This window comes from Pseudomonas sp. c313 (genome assembly GCF_055407145.1).
The window spans coordinates 218,456-233,583 of the sequence record NZ_JBUZRD010000006.1 but is presented as its reverse complement, the minus strand read 5'-3'; the positions used below and the strand labels follow the sequence as shown (position 1 = coordinate 233,583).

The following is a 15,128-nucleotide window of genomic DNA, read 5'->3' as shown; positions in this document are numbered from 1 at the left end:
AGAGAGGATGAAGGCTAAGTGCTATAAGTGCGTTATCGGCCGGGCGGGGGATTTCTGCAATTGGGGTGACCGATGGCCTTCCCGAAGCCAGACGGGTCCCTGTGTAGGAGCGAGCTTGCTCGCGAAAAACGTCCAGGCGCCGCGTTCATTCAGGATGCCAGCGTTATCGTTGACGACCTTCGCGAGCAAGAACTAGGCGTCCCCCTCGCTCCTACAGGGGGATACGCGAAAAACAGGCAAAAAAAGCCCCGCCAAATTGGCGGGGTTGAGGTACGAGCGTGGCGCTCGGAAAACGTTGGGACCAGGCCTTCCCTATCAGAGGAGGGCCCGTTGTGGCTTAAAGCAGGATGGTGCGGATGTCCGCCAGCAGGTCGCTCAGACGCTTGGTGAAGCGAGCAGCAGCGGCGCCGTTGATCACACGGTGATCGTAGGACAACGACAGTGGCAACATCAGCTTGGGCTGGAAGGCTTTGCCGTCCCACACAGGCTGGATGGTGGCCTTGGAAACGCCGAGGATCGCCACTTCCGGTGCGTTGACGATTGGCGTGAAGCCAGTGCCGCCAATGTGCCCGAGGCTGGAGATGGTGAAGCAAGCGCCTTGCATGTCGTCTGCGGTGAGTTTCTTGTCACGGGCCTTGGCAGCCAGCGCAGCGGCTTCGGCAGCCAGTTGCAGCAGGTTCTTCTGATCAACGTTCTTGATCACAGGCACCAACAGTCCGTCCGGGGTATCGACCGCGAAGCCGATGTTCACGTACTTCTTGCGAATGATCGCCTTGCCGCTAGGTGCCAGCGAGCTGTTGAAGTCCGGCAGTTCCTTGAGCAGGTGTGCGCAGGACTTGAGCAGCAGTGGCAGGATAGTCAGCTTGACGCCGGCTTTTTCGGCTACGGCTTTCTGCGCGATGCGGAAAGCTTCCAGGTCGGTAATGTCGGCCTGGTCGAACTGAGTCACGTGCGGAATGTTCAGCCAGCTGCGGTGCAGGCTCGACGCGCCGATTTGCATCAGGCGGGTCATCGGCACTTCTTCGATTTCGCCGAAGCGGCTGAAGTCCACAACCGGGATCGGCGGAATACCAGCACCGCCGGTAGCGCCTGCGGCCGGAGCCTCCTTGGCCTTCTGCATCATGGATTTGACGTAGACCTGCACGTCTTCCTTGAGCACACGACCGTGGGGGCCGCTGGCTGTTACCGCGTTCAACTCGACGCCGAACTCTCGGGCCAGTTGGCGTACGGCAGGGCCGGCATGAACCTTGGCACCGCTTGGCGCAGGTGCAGCAGCAGGGGCCGGTGCGGCCTCGGGTTTTGCAGCAGGCGCTGGAGCGGCGGCCGGGGTCGCCTCAGCCTTGGCGGCTGGTGCGGCCGCGGCGGCAGGAGCTTTTGCAGCAGGCGCAGCAGCGCCCTGGACTTTCAGCTTGAGGATGAAGTCACCCGTGCCGACTTCGTCATCCAGCTTGACGCCAATGCTTTCCACCACGCCGGCAGCCGGCGATGGGATTTCCATGCTGGCCTTGTCGGATTCCAGGGTGATCAGCGACTGGTCGGCTTCGACGGTGTCGCCGACCTTGACCAGCAACTCGATGATCTTGGCCTTGCCCGACGAGCCGATGTCCGGAACATGAATGTCCTGGACAGTGGCGGCGGCGGGTGCAGCGGCCGGGGCCGCTGGGGCCTCGGCAACAGCGGCAGGCTTCTCGGCGGCAGCCGGGGCAGCAGCAGGAGCCTCAGGCGCCGCGGCAGCGGCACCCTCGACTTCCAGTTCCAGCAGTTCGTCGCCTTCTTTCAGGCGGTCGCCCAGCTTCACTTTCAGGCTTTTGACCACGCCGGCCTTGGGAGCAGGGATTTCCATGCTCGCCTTGTCCGATTCCAGGGTCAGGATGCTCTGGTCGGCTTCGATACGGTCGCCGACCTTCACAAACAGTTCAATTACTTCCCCTTCACCGCTGCCGATGTCAGGTACGCGAATGAGTTCGCTCACAGAAAATCTCCTCAGCAGTCCAGTGGGTTGCGTTTTTCCGGGTTGATCCCGAACTTGACGATAGCTTCAGCCACCACCTTAGGTTCGATATCACCACGGTCAGCCAAGGCTTCCAGGGCTGCCAACACCACGAAATGACGGTCAACTTCGAAGAAGTGACGCAGCTTCTTGCGGCTGTCACTGCGGCCGAAACCGTCGGTGCCCAGGACTTTGAATTCCTTGGACGGGACCCACTGGCGAATTTGTTCAGCAAACAGTTTCATGTAGTCGGTGGAGGCGATGACCGGACCCTTACGGCCAGTCAGGCACTCTTCTACGTAGCTCAGTACAGGCTTCTGACCTGGGTGCAGACGGTTGCTGCGCTCCACGGCCAGGCCATCGCGACGCAGTTCGTTGAAGCTGGTAACGCTCCACACGTCAGCGCCGATGTTGAACTCTTCACGCAGGATCTTCGCCGCTTCACGGACTTCACGCAGGATGGTGCCGGAGCCCATCAGCTGTACGTGGTGCGCCGCTTCCTTGGTGTCTTCTTCGAGCAGGTACATGCCCTTGATGATGCCTTCCTCGACACCGGCCGGCATGGCTGGCTGCTGGTAGGACTCGTTCATCACGGTGATGTAGTAAAAGACGTCCTGTTGCTCTTCGGTCATCTTCTTCATGCCGTCCTGGATGATCACCGCCAGCTCATAGCCGTAGGTTGGATCAAAGGTGCGGCAGTTCGGGATGGTGCCCGCCAGGATGTGGCTGTGACCGTCTTCGTGTTGCAGGCCTTCGCCGTTCAGCGTGGTCCGGCCAGCGGTGCCGCCGATCAGGAAGCCACGGGTACGGCTGTCGCCAGCAGCCCAGGCCAGGTCGCCGATACGCTGGAAACCGAACATCGAGTAGAAGATGTAGAACGGCAGCATCGGCTGGTTGTGGCTGGAGTACGAAGTACCGGCAGCGATGAAGGAGCTCATGGCGCCTGCTTCGTTGATGCCTTCTTCGAGAATCTGGCCCTTCTTGTCTTCGCGGTAGAACATCACCTGGTCTTTATCGACTGGCTCGTAGAGCTGGCCGACGGAGGAGTAGATGCCCAACTGGCGGAACATGCCTTCCATACCGAAGGTACGGGCTTCGTCCGGGATGATCGGGACGATACGCGGGCCGATTTCCTTGTCCTTGACCAACTGCGCGAGAATCCGCACGAAGGCCATGGTAGTGGAAATTTCACGGTCGCCCGAGCCGTCGAGGATCGCCTTGAGGGTCTCCAGTGGTGGCGTCGGAATGCTGATGCTTTTGGCGCGACGCTGCGGTACGAAACCGCCCAGTGCTGTGCGGCGCTCGCTCAGGTAGCGGGCTTCGGCGCTGCCTTCTTCAGGTTTGAAGAACGGCAGGTTTTCCAGCTCTTCGTCCTTGACCGGAATGTCGAAACGATCGCGGAACAGCTTCAGGCTTTCAACATCAACCTTCTTGGTGTTGTGCGCGGTGTTTTTCGCTTCGCCGGCGCCAGTGCCATAACCCTTGATGGTCTTGGCCAGGATGACGGTAGGTTGTTCTTTGTGGTTGACCGCTTCGTGGTACGCCGCGTAGACCTTGTACGGGTCGTGGCCACCACGGTTGAGCTTCCAGATCTCGTCGTCGGACAGGTCGGCAACCATCGCCTTGAGTTCAGGCGTGTTGAAGAAGTGTTCGCGAACAAACGCGCCGTCTTTGGCCTTGTAGTTCTGGTACTCGCCGTCGATGACTTCGTCCATTCGGCGTTGCAGGATACCGTCGACGTCCTTGGCCAGCAGTGGGTCCCAGAAACGGCCCCAGATGACTTTGGTGACGTTCCACTGAGCACCACGGAACACGCCTTCGAGTTCCTGGATGATCTTGCCGTTGCCGCGAACCGGGCCGTCGAGGCGCTGCAGGTTGCAGTTGATGACGAAGATCAGGTTGTCCAGCTTTTCGCGGCCAGCCAGGGAGATCGCGCCCAGGGATTCCGGCTCGTCGCACTCACCGTCGCCCAGGAAACACCAGACTTTTTGCTTGCCCTCCGGGATGAAGCCACGGGCTTCCAGGTACTTCATGAAACGCGCCTGGTAGATCGCCTGGATCGGGCCCAGCCCCATGGATACAGTCGGGAACTGCCAGAAATCGGGCATCAGCCAAGGGTGCGGATAGGACGACAGGCCATGACCGTCGACTTCCTGGCGGAAGTTGTTCATTTGTTCTTCGGTGATGCGACCTTCCATGAACGCGCGGGCGTAAACGCCTGGCGAGGTGTGGCCCTGGAAGTAGATCAGGTCGCCGCCGTGTTCTTCGGCCGGGGCCTGGAAGAAGTAGTTGAAGCCGATGTCATACAGGGTTGCGCTGGAGGCGAAGCTGGAGATGTGACCGCCCAGGTCAGAATCTTTCAAGTTCGTGCGCATTACCATGGCCATCGCGTTCCAGCGTACCAGCGAGCGAATGCGGCGTTCCATGAACAGGTCGCCAGGCATGCGTGCTTCGTGGGTAACGGGGATGGTGTTGCGGTACGGCGTGGTGATGGCGTAGGGCAGTTGCGAGCCGCTGCGGGTCGCGAGTTCGCCCATACGGGTCATCAGGTAGTGAGCACGGTCTTCGCCTTCTTTGTCGAGAACCGATTCCAGGGCGTCCAGCCATTCCTGGGTTTCGACGGGATCGAGGTCTTGCATGGCTTGCTCCAGGGCGGAAAGGCTTCCAGAATCGGTTGCCTGAGTTTGCGACTGGCCTTGTGGGCAGACGACATAAATTCTTGGATGACCGGAGATTGTTCCGGCGTTGTGTAGTTTTACTACAAATCGTCGGCCATTTCAGCCTTTCGAATGTATATACGAGTAGTAAAACTACAGAAGAGTGAGCTGTTGGCTCCTTCTGGTTGGTGAGAATAATCGTTATTGTTGGTCTTTTGCGAACAAGAAAAGGTGAATAATTGATGTTGACTGCCAAAAAAGAAAACCTTTCAGCTATTTCTAACTTTTGTTCGACAGTCCTTCACCGAGCGTGGTTCTTGCTATCACCGCAACAGGCCTTTCACGTGCCGATCAAGGATAGACCATGAGCCTTCCAATGTTGGCTGAACTGCCAGCCATTCTTTTGCCGTTTGTCAGTCGTGCCGAGCAATCGTTGCGCGCCGCCGTGGCGCAACTGGACGACGACCATGGTCTGTCCGACTGGACGCCGCAACGTTGGGCCGACTTCGCCCGGGTCTGCGCCGCTAGTGATTTTGTCAGTGAACAGAGCGTTCGTGACCCTGTGATGTTGTTGGAACTGGTGGCCTGGGGCGAGCTGGATCGCGGTTTTGCGCCCGATGAGCTGTGCGGGCAGATCGCTGGTGCTGTGCAACAAGCCGAAACAGAAGATGAGTTAGGGCGCTGCCTGCGCCGCCAGCGTACTCGCCAGCAAGTGCGGATCATCTGGCGCGACCTGACCCGACAGGCGGACCTGGTCCAGACCTGCCGCGATTTGTCCGACATGGCCGACGCCAGCATCGACCAGGCCTATCAATGGCTGTATCAGCGCCATTGTGCCCAGTTCGGCACACCCACCGGCCGACGCAGCGGCGAGCCGCAGCCGATGGTCATTCTCGGCATGGGCAAGCTCGGCGCGGTGGAGTTGAACCTGTCGTCGGACATCGATTTGATCTTCGCCTATCCGGAAGGCGGCGAGACCGTAGGCGTCAAGCGCTCCCTGGACAACCAGGAGTTCTTCATCCGCCTGGGCCAGAAGCTGATCAAGGCCCTTGACCCGATGACGGTCGACGGCTTTGTATTTCGCGTCGACATGCGCCTGCGGCCCTACGGTTCATCCGGAGCGCTGGTGCTCAGCTTCAATGCATTGGAGCAGTACTACCAGGACCAGGGCCGTGACTGGGAGCGCTACGCCATGATCAAGGCGCGGGTGGTGGCCGGGGATCAGGTGGCCGGCGCGCAACTGCTCGACATGCTGCGACCGTTTGTCTACCGCCGTTACCTGGATTTTTCCGCCATCGAAGCGCTGCGCACCATGAAGCAGCTGATCCAGCAGGAAGTGCGGCGCAAGGGCATGGCCGAGAACATCAAGCTGGGCTCTGGTGGTATTCGTGAAGTGGAATTTATCGCCCAGGCGTTCCAGCTTATCCATGGCGGTCGCGATTTGAGCCTGCAGCAGCGCCCACTGTTAAAGGTGCTTGGCACCCTGGAAGGGCAGGGTTACTTGCCGCCGGCGGTGGTCGCCGAGTTGCGCAATGGCTACGAATTTCTGCGCTACACCGAACACGCGATCCAGGCGATTGCCGACCGGCAGACGCAAATGCTTCCGGACGGCTTAGAGGATCAGGCGCGGATTGCCTTCATGATGGGCTTCCCGGACTGGACGGCGTTCCATGAGCGGCTGATGTACTGGCGCGGCCGGGTGGACTGGCACTTTCGCCAAGTCATCGCCGATCCGGATGAAGAGGAGGGCGAGGAAAGCGAACTGGTGGTGGGCGGAGAGTGGCTGCCGCTGTGGGAAGAGTCCCAGGACGAAGAAGCCGCTTGCCGTCAGTTGCACGAAGGCGGTTTTGTCGACGGACCCAAGGCGTTGAAGGCCTTGGCTGGACTGCGCGGCAGCCCGCAATTGCGTGCCATGCAGCGGCTGAGCCGTGAGCGTCTCGACGCATTTATCCCACGTTTGCTGGCCCAGTCGGTCGAACACGCCAGCCCGGACCTGGTACTGGAACGCGTGTTGCCGTTGGTTGAAGCGGTGGCGCGGCGCTCCGCGTATCTAGTCCTGCTGACGGAAAACCCAGGCGCTCTGCGTAGGCTGCTGACCCTGTGCGCCGCCAGCCCGTGGATCGCCGAGCAGATCACCCGCTTCCCGTTGCTGCTGGACGAATTGCTCAACGAAGGCCGCCTGTTCAAGCCACCCCTGGCGCCGGAGTTGGCTGCCGAACTGCGCGAGCGGCTGACGCGGATCCCCGAAGATGACCTTGAGCAGCAGATGGAAGCCCTGCGCAATTTCAAGCTGGCCCACCGCTTACGGGTCGCCGCCTCGGAAATCGCCGGCAGCCTGCCATTGATGAAAGTAAGCGACTACCTGACCTGGCTCGCTGAAGCGATTCTCGAACAAGTGCTGGCCCTGGCCTGGCGCCAGACCGTCGCTCGCCACGGTTCGCCGCAGCGTGTGGACGGCACCCTGTGCGATCCTGGGTTCATCATTGTCGGTTATGGGAAAGTGGGTGGTATCGAACTAGGACATGGTTCGGACCTGGACCTGGTGTTTATCCACGACGGTGACCCGCAAGCCGAAACCGACGGCGCCAAACCCATCGATGGTGCGCAGTTTTTTACCCGATTGGGCCAGCGAATCATTCACCTGCTGACCACCCAGACCAACTCCGGGCAACTGTACGAAGTGGATATGCGCCTGCGACCGTCAGGCGCTTCCGGTCTGTTGGTCAGCTCCCTGGGGGCGTTTGCCCGTTATCAGGAAAATGAAGCCTGGACCTGGGAGCATCAGGCTCTGGTGCGGGCGCGGGTATTGGTAGGCAGCCAGGACGTTGGTCGTGCTTTCGAGCAAGTGCGGGCCCAGGTATTGGGGCGTGCGCAGGACCTGGCGAAGCTACGCCAGGAGGTCAGTGAGATGCGCGCCAAGATGCGTGACAATCTGGGAACCAGGTCAACGGCGGCCGGCACCGGCGCCAATGCCTTCGAGCCCACGGCCTCGTTCGACCTCAAGCAGGACGCCGGAGGTATCGTCGATATTGAATTTATGGTGCAATACGCGGCTTTGGCGTGGTCTGCGCAACATTCTTCGTTGCTGCGCTACACCGACAATATCCGCATCCTGGAAGGCCTGGAGCAGGTCGGGCTAATGCCCGCCGCCGATGCCCATCTGCTGCGTGAGGTATATAAGGCCTACCGTTCCGTCGCTCACCGTCAGGCTTTGCAGAATGAGGCCGGGGTGGTCAGCGGTGACCAGTTCGCTGACGAACGGCGCCAGGTGAAGCGAATCTGGAAGGAACTGGGGTTAAGCTGAAACAACTTTAATGTGGGACATTTTTTAATGTGGGAGCTGGGTGTGCCATTCCCGCACAGACTATCGAGGCGGGGAGGCATGAGCCTCCCCGTATCGTTTGTGGAAACTACATGAATATTCTGATCGTTGGGCCCAGTTGGGTCGGTGACATGGTGATGGCGCAGACACTGTTCCAGTGCCTGAAACAACGTCATCCCGACTGCGAAATCGACGTGCTCGCCCCCGAGTGGAGCCGGCCGATCCTGGAGCGTATGCCCGAGGTGCGTCAGGCCTTGAGCTTTCCGCTCGGCCATGGCGCCCTGGAGCTTGCGACCCGTCGCCGCATTGGCAAGTCGCTGGCTGGCCAGTACGACCAGGCGATCCTGCTGCCCAATTCGATGAAATCGGCGTTGGTGCCATTCTTCGCCGGCATCCCCAAGCGCACCGGCTGGCGCGGCGAGTTCCGTTACGGCTTGCTCAACGACGTGCGCAAGCTCGACAAGGCGCGTTACCCGCTGATGATCGAGCGTTTTATGGCCCTGGCCTACGCGCCCGGTGCCGAGATGCCTACGCCATACCCGCGCCCCAGCCTGCAAATCGATCCGGTTACCCGCGACGCGGCCCTGGCTAAATTCGGCTTGACCCTCGACCGGCCGGTGCTGGCGCTGTGCCCTGGCGCCGAGTTTGGCGAGTCCAAGCGCTGGCCGTCGGAGCACTACGCCAAGGTCGCCGAGATAAAAATCCGCGAAGGTTGGCAAGTCTGGCTGTTCGGCTCGAAAAATGATCACTCGGTGGGTGAAGACATTCGTCAGCGTTTGATTCCTGGGCTGCGCGAAGAAGCGGTCAACCTCAGCGGCGACACGTCCCTGGCCGAGGCCATCGACCTGTTGTCCTGCGCCGATTCGGTGGTGTCCAACGATTCCGGGCTGATGCACGTTGCTGCTGCGCTGAATCGCCCGCTGGTCGCGGTGTACGGCTCCACTTCCCCGGATTTCACCCCGCCGTTGGCCGACAAGGTCGAAGTGGTGCGCCTGGGCCTGGATTGCAGCCCGTGCTTTGACCGTACCTGCCGTTTTGGCCACTACAACTGCTTGCGCCAGTTGCTGCCGCAGCCTGTGGCCGACGCCTTGCAGCGGTTGCAGGGCTCTGTGGTCGAGGTTCGCTGAGTTGCGGGTACTGGTGATCAAGACCTCATCCCTGGGCGATGTGATTCATGCCTTGCCGGCGTTGACCGACGCGGCCCGGGCGATTCCGGGGATTCGCTTTGACTGGGTAGTGGAAGAAGGCTTCGCCGAAATCCCTACCTGGCATCCGGCGGTGGACAAGGTGATTGCTGTGGCAATTCGCCGCTGGCGCAAGAACATCTGGCAGACCATCAAGAGCGGCGAATGGCGGCGCTTCAAGCAGCAAATCCAGTCGACCAAATACGACTTGGTGATTGACGCTCAGGGCCTGCTGAAAAGCGCCTGGTTGACCCGCTACGTGCGCGCCCCGGTGGCCGGTTTCGACAAGCAGTCGGCCCGTGAACCCATCGCGGCGCATTTCTACTCTCGCCGTCTTGCCGTGGCCCGTGGGCAACACGCGGTGGAGCGCTTGCGCCAACTATTCGCCGTGGCCTTGGGTTATGACCTGCCCAAGGGTCTGGGAGATTACGGCCTGAGCGTCGACAAACTGCTGGGTTTGCCGCCGAAGAAGCCGTTTGTGCTGCTGCTCCATGGCACCACCTGGGACACCAAACATTGGCCCGAAGTCTATTGGCGCGAACTGGCCGAGCGCATGGGTAGCCTGGGCGTGGACGTGAAGCTGCCTTGGGGCAACGCTGCCGAAAAGGCCCGTGCCGAACGCCTGGCCCAAGGCCTGAAGAACGCCGAAGTGCTGCCCAAGCTGAACCTGGCGGGGGTGGCGCGAGTACTGGCGGGCGCCAAGGCTTGTGTCGCCGTCGATACCGGCCTCGGCCATTTGGCCGCCGCCCTGGACGTGCCGACTATTTCCCTGTTCGGCCCCACCAATCCAGGCCTGACAGGCGCCTACGGTAAGGCGCAAATCCATTTGGGCAGCGACTTCCCTTGCGCGCCGTGCCTGCAAAAAAAATGCACCTATCAACCGACTGCCGAAGATCAGCGTCGGTTTGATATCAAGCGCGAGTGGCCGCTGTGCTTTACTCGCTTGAACCCTGAGCGTGTGGCAAGTCGGTTAAGCACGTTGTTACTGGCTGAGGAACACTGATGCAACTGGCTTTTGTCCTCTACAAGTATTTCCCCTTTGGTGGCCTGCAGCGCGACTTCATGCGCATTGCCCTGGAGTGCCAGCAGCGCGGCCACAAGATTCGTGTTTACACCCTGATCTGGGAAGGCGACGTGCCGCCGGGTTTCGAAGTGCTGGTGGCGCCGGTCAAGGCGCTGTTCAACCATCGTCGTAACGAAAAACTCTACACCTGGATCCAGGCCGACCTGGCCAAGCGCCCGGTGGACCGTGTGGTGGGTTTCAACAAGATGCCGGGGCTGGACGTGTACTTCGCCGCCGACGGAGTCTTTGAAGACAAGGCGCAAACCCTGCGCAACCCGATGTACCGTTGGTTCGGCCGCTATAAGCACTTTGCTGAATACGAGCGGGCGGTGTTCGACAAGGACGCCAAGACCCAAGTCATGGTGCTCTCCGAGCATCAGCAGGCGTTGTTCAGCAAGTATTACGGCACTCCGGCCAGCCGCTTTCACTTCTTGCCGCCAGGCATCAGTCGTGACCGTCGTGCCCCGCCCAACGCCGCCGAGATTCGTGCCGAGTTTCGCCGCGAATTCGGTCTGGCTGAAGATGACCTGCTGCTGGTGCAAATCGGTTCGGGCTTCAAGACCAAGGGTGTTGATCGCAGCCTCAAGGCTGTGGCCGCACTGCCGTCCGCTTTGAAGAAACGCACCCGGCTATTTGTAATCGGCCAGGACGACCCCAAAGTATTCCAATTGCAGAGTGCCGCGCTGGGCTTGGGCGATCAGGTGCAGTTCTTCAAGGGGCGCAGCGATATCCCGCGTTTCCTGCTGGGGGCGGACTTGTTGATCCACCCGGCCTACAACGAGGCGGCCGGCATGGTGCTGATCGAAGCGGTGGTCGCCGGCCTCCCGGTACTGGTGAGCAAGGTCTGTGGTTACGCCTTCTACATCGACAAGGCCCAGAGTGGCCGGGTGTTGGACGAACCGTTCGAGCAGGCCCAGCTCAACCAGTACCTGGTCGATATGCTCGACGACAATGCAGCGCGCGCGGCCTGGAGCCGCAATGGCCTGGCCTTCGCTGAGACGGCCGACCTCTATAGCATGCCGCAGTACGCTGCGGACCTGATTCTGGCGGAGCCAAACCGATGAAGTTGATTCTTGCCGAACCGTTCAAAACCTTGTGGGCCGGACGCGATGCGTTCGCCGAAGTCGAGAAGCTGGACGGCCAGGTGTACCGTGAACTCGATGCCCGCCGTACCTTGCGTACGGAAGTGGACGGCCACGGCTTTTTTGTGAAAGTCCATCGGGGGATCGGCTGGGTCGAAATCCTCAAGAACCTGATTACCGCCAAGTTGCCGGTATTGGGCGCGGGCCAGGAATGGCTGGCGATCCAGCGCCTGCAGGAAGTCGGCGTGCCGACCATGACCGCCGTGGCTTACGGCGAGAAGGGCAGCAACCCGGCGGACCAACACTCATTTATCGTCACCGAAGAGCTGGCGCCTACCGTCAGCCTCGAAGACCTGAGCATGGACTGGCTCAAGCAGCCGCCCGTACCTGTTATCAAGCATGCGTTGATCGCCGAAGTGGCCCGCATGACCGGCATGATGCATCGCGGCGGGGTCAATCACCGTGACTGCTACATCTGCCATTTCCTGCTGCACACCGACAAGCCGCTGGTGGCCGACGATTTCAAACTCTCGGTGATCGACCTGCACCGTGCCCAGGTACGCCCGAAGATTCCGCTGCGCTGGCGCAACAAGGACCTGGCGGCGCTGTACTTCTCGGCATTGGATATCGGCCTGACCCAGCGTGACAAATTTCGCTTCCTCAAGGGCTATTTCCAGCAACCGCTGCGCCAGATCCTGGCTGAGGAAGCGGCCTTGCTGGACTGGCTGGAAGGCAAGGCGGCCAAGCTCTACGCCCGTAAACAACGTTATGGGGATGCGCTCTGATGGCGGGTTGGAACCTGGAACCCGCTTACGCCGCTCTGGCGGATGATTTTGGTAGCCTCGACGCGGTGTTCGCCCTGCAAGGTGAGCGGCTGACCCACGATCCGCTGTCCGAAGTCATTCGTGTCGAGCGCGGCGGGGTCAATTATTACGTCAAGCGTTACGTCGGCGCCGGCAAGGGCCTGCGTCGCTACCTGGGCAGGCCGCGGGTCAAGTCCGAGTGGCAGAACCTCAAGCGCTTCGCCAAGTGGGGCATTCCCACCGCTGACGTGATCGCCTGGGGCCTGGAGCGCAAAGGGCTGGCTTATGACCGCGGGGCGATGATCACCCGCGAGTTGCCCAAGACTGAAGACTTGTCGGCGTTGGCCGAACGCAATGATCCGCAATTGTCGGACCCGGTCTGGGTCGACAAGGTCAGCCGCCAGCTCGCTGAATACACCCGGACCATGCACGACCACTGCTTTACCCACAACGATTTGAAGTGGCGCAACCTGCTGATCGACGACCAGCAAACCCTGTACCTGATCGACTGTCCCAACGGCGCTTTCTGGCGTGGTTTCTGGCTCAAGTACCGGATCACCAAGGATCTGGCGTGCCTGGACAAGGTCGCCAAGTATCACTTGTCGGCCACTCAGCGCCTGCGGTTTTACATGCAGTATCGTCAGAGCAAGCACTTGAACGCGTCGGACAAACAGCGAATTCGCCATGTGGTGAAGTTTTTCGAGGGCCGCGAATGAGTGACTTCCTGGCGGCTGAAGATCGCGCGCTGCTTGAGCGCAACGGCCTCGGTACTTTTGACGCGCTGTGGGCCAAACAGCTGGACGCAGTGGACGAGCCCAACACCAGCCGTGGCGGCTGGAGTAGCGTGTTTCGCCTGGAGCTGGAAGGTCACGGTTACTACCTCAAGCGCCAGAGCAACTACCTGACGCGCACCTTGCAGCGGCCTTTTGGCGAGCCGAGCTTTGCCCGAGAGTTTCGTAATATCAGCCGCTATCGGCGGTTGGGCATTCCGGCGTTGCAGGCGGCCTTTTTCGGCGAGCGTAAAGTTGCTGGTGAACATCGGGCGATGTTGCTGACCCGCGCGCTGGATGGCTGGAATGACCTGGATTCGTTGCTGGAACAATGGTCTGCACTGAGCGACGACCAGCACCGGGCAATCCTGCAGGCCTGCGGCCAATTGGCGCGGCAACTGCACAGCGTCGGCCAGGTTCACGGCTGTTTTTATCCCAAGCATATTTTCCTCCAGGCCACGGGCGACGGTTATGCGGCACAGTTGATCGACCTGGAGAAAACCCGCCCGCTGTTGTTTGGCTGGAGGGACCGGGTCAAGGACCTGGAGCCGCTGTTGCGCCGGGCACCGCAATGGTCACAAGATCAGGTTCGCCAATTGTTGGCGGCGTATCTCGATCAGCCCGAGGATAGTTCGCTGGTCGATACCTGGGCCCAGCGCCTGGCGGCTCGCCGCAGTCACAAGGAGACCCGTTGATGCGTTTGTCCGAACTGAAAAGTGTCGGCCGCACCCCCAGCTTGCCCCTGAGTGTAGAGCTGGCGGATGCGGCGGGCCCTGGGCAGTTGCAACTGTTGAGCCTGCTGCGGGTGTTACCGGGCCAGCGCTATGTGGGTGCGGCGATCTGGCGCGGCCGCCCGGTACTGGCCAAGCTGTTGGTCGGCAGCAAGGCCGCCCGGCATTTTCAGCGTGAACTCAAGGGTGTGCGCCTGCTGGCTGAGCAAGGGTTGACCACGCCGCTGTTGCTGGCCGATGGGCTGCAAGAAGGCGAGGGCGGCTGGCTGCTGTTCGAGCTCCTGGAGGGTGCCGAGAGCCTGGCTGACGCCTGGCATGGCGTCGAAGCCTTGCCGCCGTTGGCTGATGAGCAACAAGCGGTTCTGGCCGAAGCGCTGGTCGCGATTGCTGCGATGCACGCCAAGGGCTTGTGGCAGGAAGACCTGCACCTGGACAACTTGCTGCGCCAGGACGGCAAGCTATACCTGATTGATGGTGCCGGGATCTGCGTCGAACAAGCGGGAAAGCCGCTGTCGCGCAACCGGGTACTGGAAAACCTCGGGGTGTTTTTCGCGCAATTGCCGAAAAACCTCGAACCGTTTACCGAAGAGCTGTTGGTGCATTACCTGCTGAGCAACGGCGAACACGCCTTGCCGCTGGAAGCCCTGCAAAAGCAGGTGCATAAAGTCAGCGTCTGGCGCTTGAAGGACTTCCTCGGCAAGGTTGGTCGTGAATGCACGCTGTTCAGCGTGTTGCGCGGGCCTTTTGCCTTGCGCGCGATCCGTCGCGAAGAAGAAGCGGCGATGTTGCCGGTGCTGGAGCAGGCCGATGCTTTGCTCGATCAGGGCCATCTGTACAAGACCGGTGGTGCGGCCAGTGTGGCCAAGGTTGAGGTTGCCGGCCGGCCGCTGGTGATCAAACGCTACAACATCAAAGGCTTCGCCCATTGGCTCAAACGCTTCTGGCGGCCGAGCCGGGCCTGGCATTCCTGGCGCGAAGGCAATCGCCTGACGTTTCTGGGGATTGCTACGCCCAAGCCGTTGGCGCTTCTGGAAAAGCGTTTTTTCTGGTTGCGCAGCCGCGCCTACCTGATTACCGAGTACCTGCCGGGGCCAGACATCATTGAGCATTTTGCTCCCTATGTTGAAAGCGGTGACGCGCCCGAAACCGAATTGCTGGCGTTGGAGCATCTGTTCGGCGAGTTGATCCGCGAGCGCATCAGTCATGGGGATTTCAAGGGGCACAACCTGTTCTGGCATGGCGATCGTTGGGCGTTGATTGACCTGGATTCGATGTGTCAGCACGGCTCGATTGGCAGCTTCGCCCAGGCGTATGCCAAGGATCGTGCGCGGTTTATGCGCAACTGGCCCGAAAGCAGCGCGTTGTATCGGGTGATTGATCAGCGGTTGCCCAGGGAGATTGCTGGCGCTGCTTGAATCCCATCGCGGGCAAGCCCGCGATGAGCATAGGTATCTACACATCTTCGACAGCTTGCTACGAGAAATTGCGTAGATACCTATACCGCGATGACGCCAGATTGAGCACCG

At 60.7% G+C, this 15,128-nt stretch carries 10 protein-coding genes; 8 read left to right on the top strand and 2 right to left on the bottom strand.

The genetic code is table 11. The features are described from left to right. Positions 1-337 precede the first annotated feature (337 nt). Together aceF and aceE are read right to left on the bottom strand one after the other, a co-directional pair. Positions 338-1,972 carry a dihydrolipoyllysine-residue acetyltransferase gene (aceF, locus tag ACZRKZ_RS18940; RefSeq protein WP_463982420.1) on the bottom strand — a complete coding sequence of 545 codons (1,635 nt, stop codon included), beginning with the start codon at positions 1,970-1,972 and terminating at the stop codon, positions 338-340. Between the two features lie 11 nt (positions 1,973-1,983). Continuing rightward, positions 1,984-4,629 carry a pyruvate dehydrogenase (acetyl-transferring), homodimeric type gene (aceE, locus tag ACZRKZ_RS18935; protein ID WP_149411207.1) on the bottom strand — a complete coding sequence of 882 codons (2,646 nt, stop codon included), beginning with the start codon at positions 4,627-4,629 and terminating at the stop codon, positions 1,984-1,986. A 382-nt stretch (positions 4,630-5,011) separates the two neighbouring features. Between aceE and glnE the strand changes: the two genes are divergently transcribed. The 8 genes from glnE (at position 5,012) to ACZRKZ_RS18895 (ending at position 15,017) form a co-directional block, all read left to right on the top strand. Then, positions 5,012-7,951 (top strand): bifunctional [glutamate--ammonia ligase]-adenylyl-L-tyrosine phosphorylase/[glutamate--ammonia-ligase] adenylyltransferase, encoded by a 2,940-nt coding sequence (gene glnE / locus ACZRKZ_RS18930; protein ID WP_463982419.1) that lies wholly within the window; start codon positions 5,012-5,014, stop codon positions 7,949-7,951. 110 nt (positions 7,952-8,061) lie between these two features. Further along, complete coding sequence (waaF, locus tag ACZRKZ_RS18925) at positions 8,062-9,096, top strand: lipopolysaccharide heptosyltransferase II (RefSeq protein WP_463982418.1); 1,035 nt, start codon at positions 8,062-8,064, stop codon at positions 9,094-9,096. 1 nt (position 9,097) lies between these two features. Next, entirely contained in the window at positions 9,098-10,156 is a 1,059-nt protein-coding gene (gene waaC, locus ACZRKZ_RS18920) for a lipopolysaccharide heptosyltransferase I (protein ID WP_463969063.1), read from the top strand. Further along, positions 10,156-11,280, top strand: a complete 1,125-nt coding sequence (locus ACZRKZ_RS18915) for a glycosyltransferase family 4 protein (protein WP_463969064.1) — start codon at positions 10,156-10,158, stop codon at positions 11,278-11,280. The genes waaC and ACZRKZ_RS18915 overlap by 1 nt, the downstream gene beginning before the upstream one ends. Next, complete coding sequence (gene rfaP / locus ACZRKZ_RS18910; RefSeq protein ID WP_149411202.1) at positions 11,277-12,083, top strand: lipopolysaccharide core heptose(I) kinase RfaP; 807 nt, start codon at positions 11,277-11,279, stop codon at positions 12,081-12,083. Before ACZRKZ_RS18915 ends, rfaP begins: the two co-directional genes overlap by 4 nt. Next, a complete protein-coding gene (locus tag ACZRKZ_RS18905; RefSeq protein ID WP_463982417.1) occupies positions 12,083-12,817 on the top strand; it encodes a lipopolysaccharide kinase InaA family protein in 735 nt (244 codons plus the stop codon). The genes rfaP and ACZRKZ_RS18905 overlap by 1 nt, the downstream gene beginning before the upstream one ends. Beyond that, the gene (locus ACZRKZ_RS18900) at positions 12,814-13,566 is read left to right on the top strand and encodes a lipopolysaccharide kinase InaA family protein (protein WP_463982416.1); all 753 of its coding nucleotides are present in this window, start codon (positions 12,814-12,816) and stop codon (positions 13,564-13,566) included. The genes ACZRKZ_RS18905 and ACZRKZ_RS18900 overlap by 4 nt, the downstream gene beginning before the upstream one ends. Continuing rightward, positions 13,566-15,017, top strand: coding sequence for a lipopolysaccharide kinase InaA family protein (locus tag ACZRKZ_RS18895; protein WP_463982415.1), 1,452 nt, complete (start codon positions 13,566-13,568; stop codon positions 15,015-15,017). The genes ACZRKZ_RS18900 and ACZRKZ_RS18895 overlap by 1 nt, the downstream gene beginning before the upstream one ends. Positions 15,018-15,128: the final 111 nt, after the last annotated feature.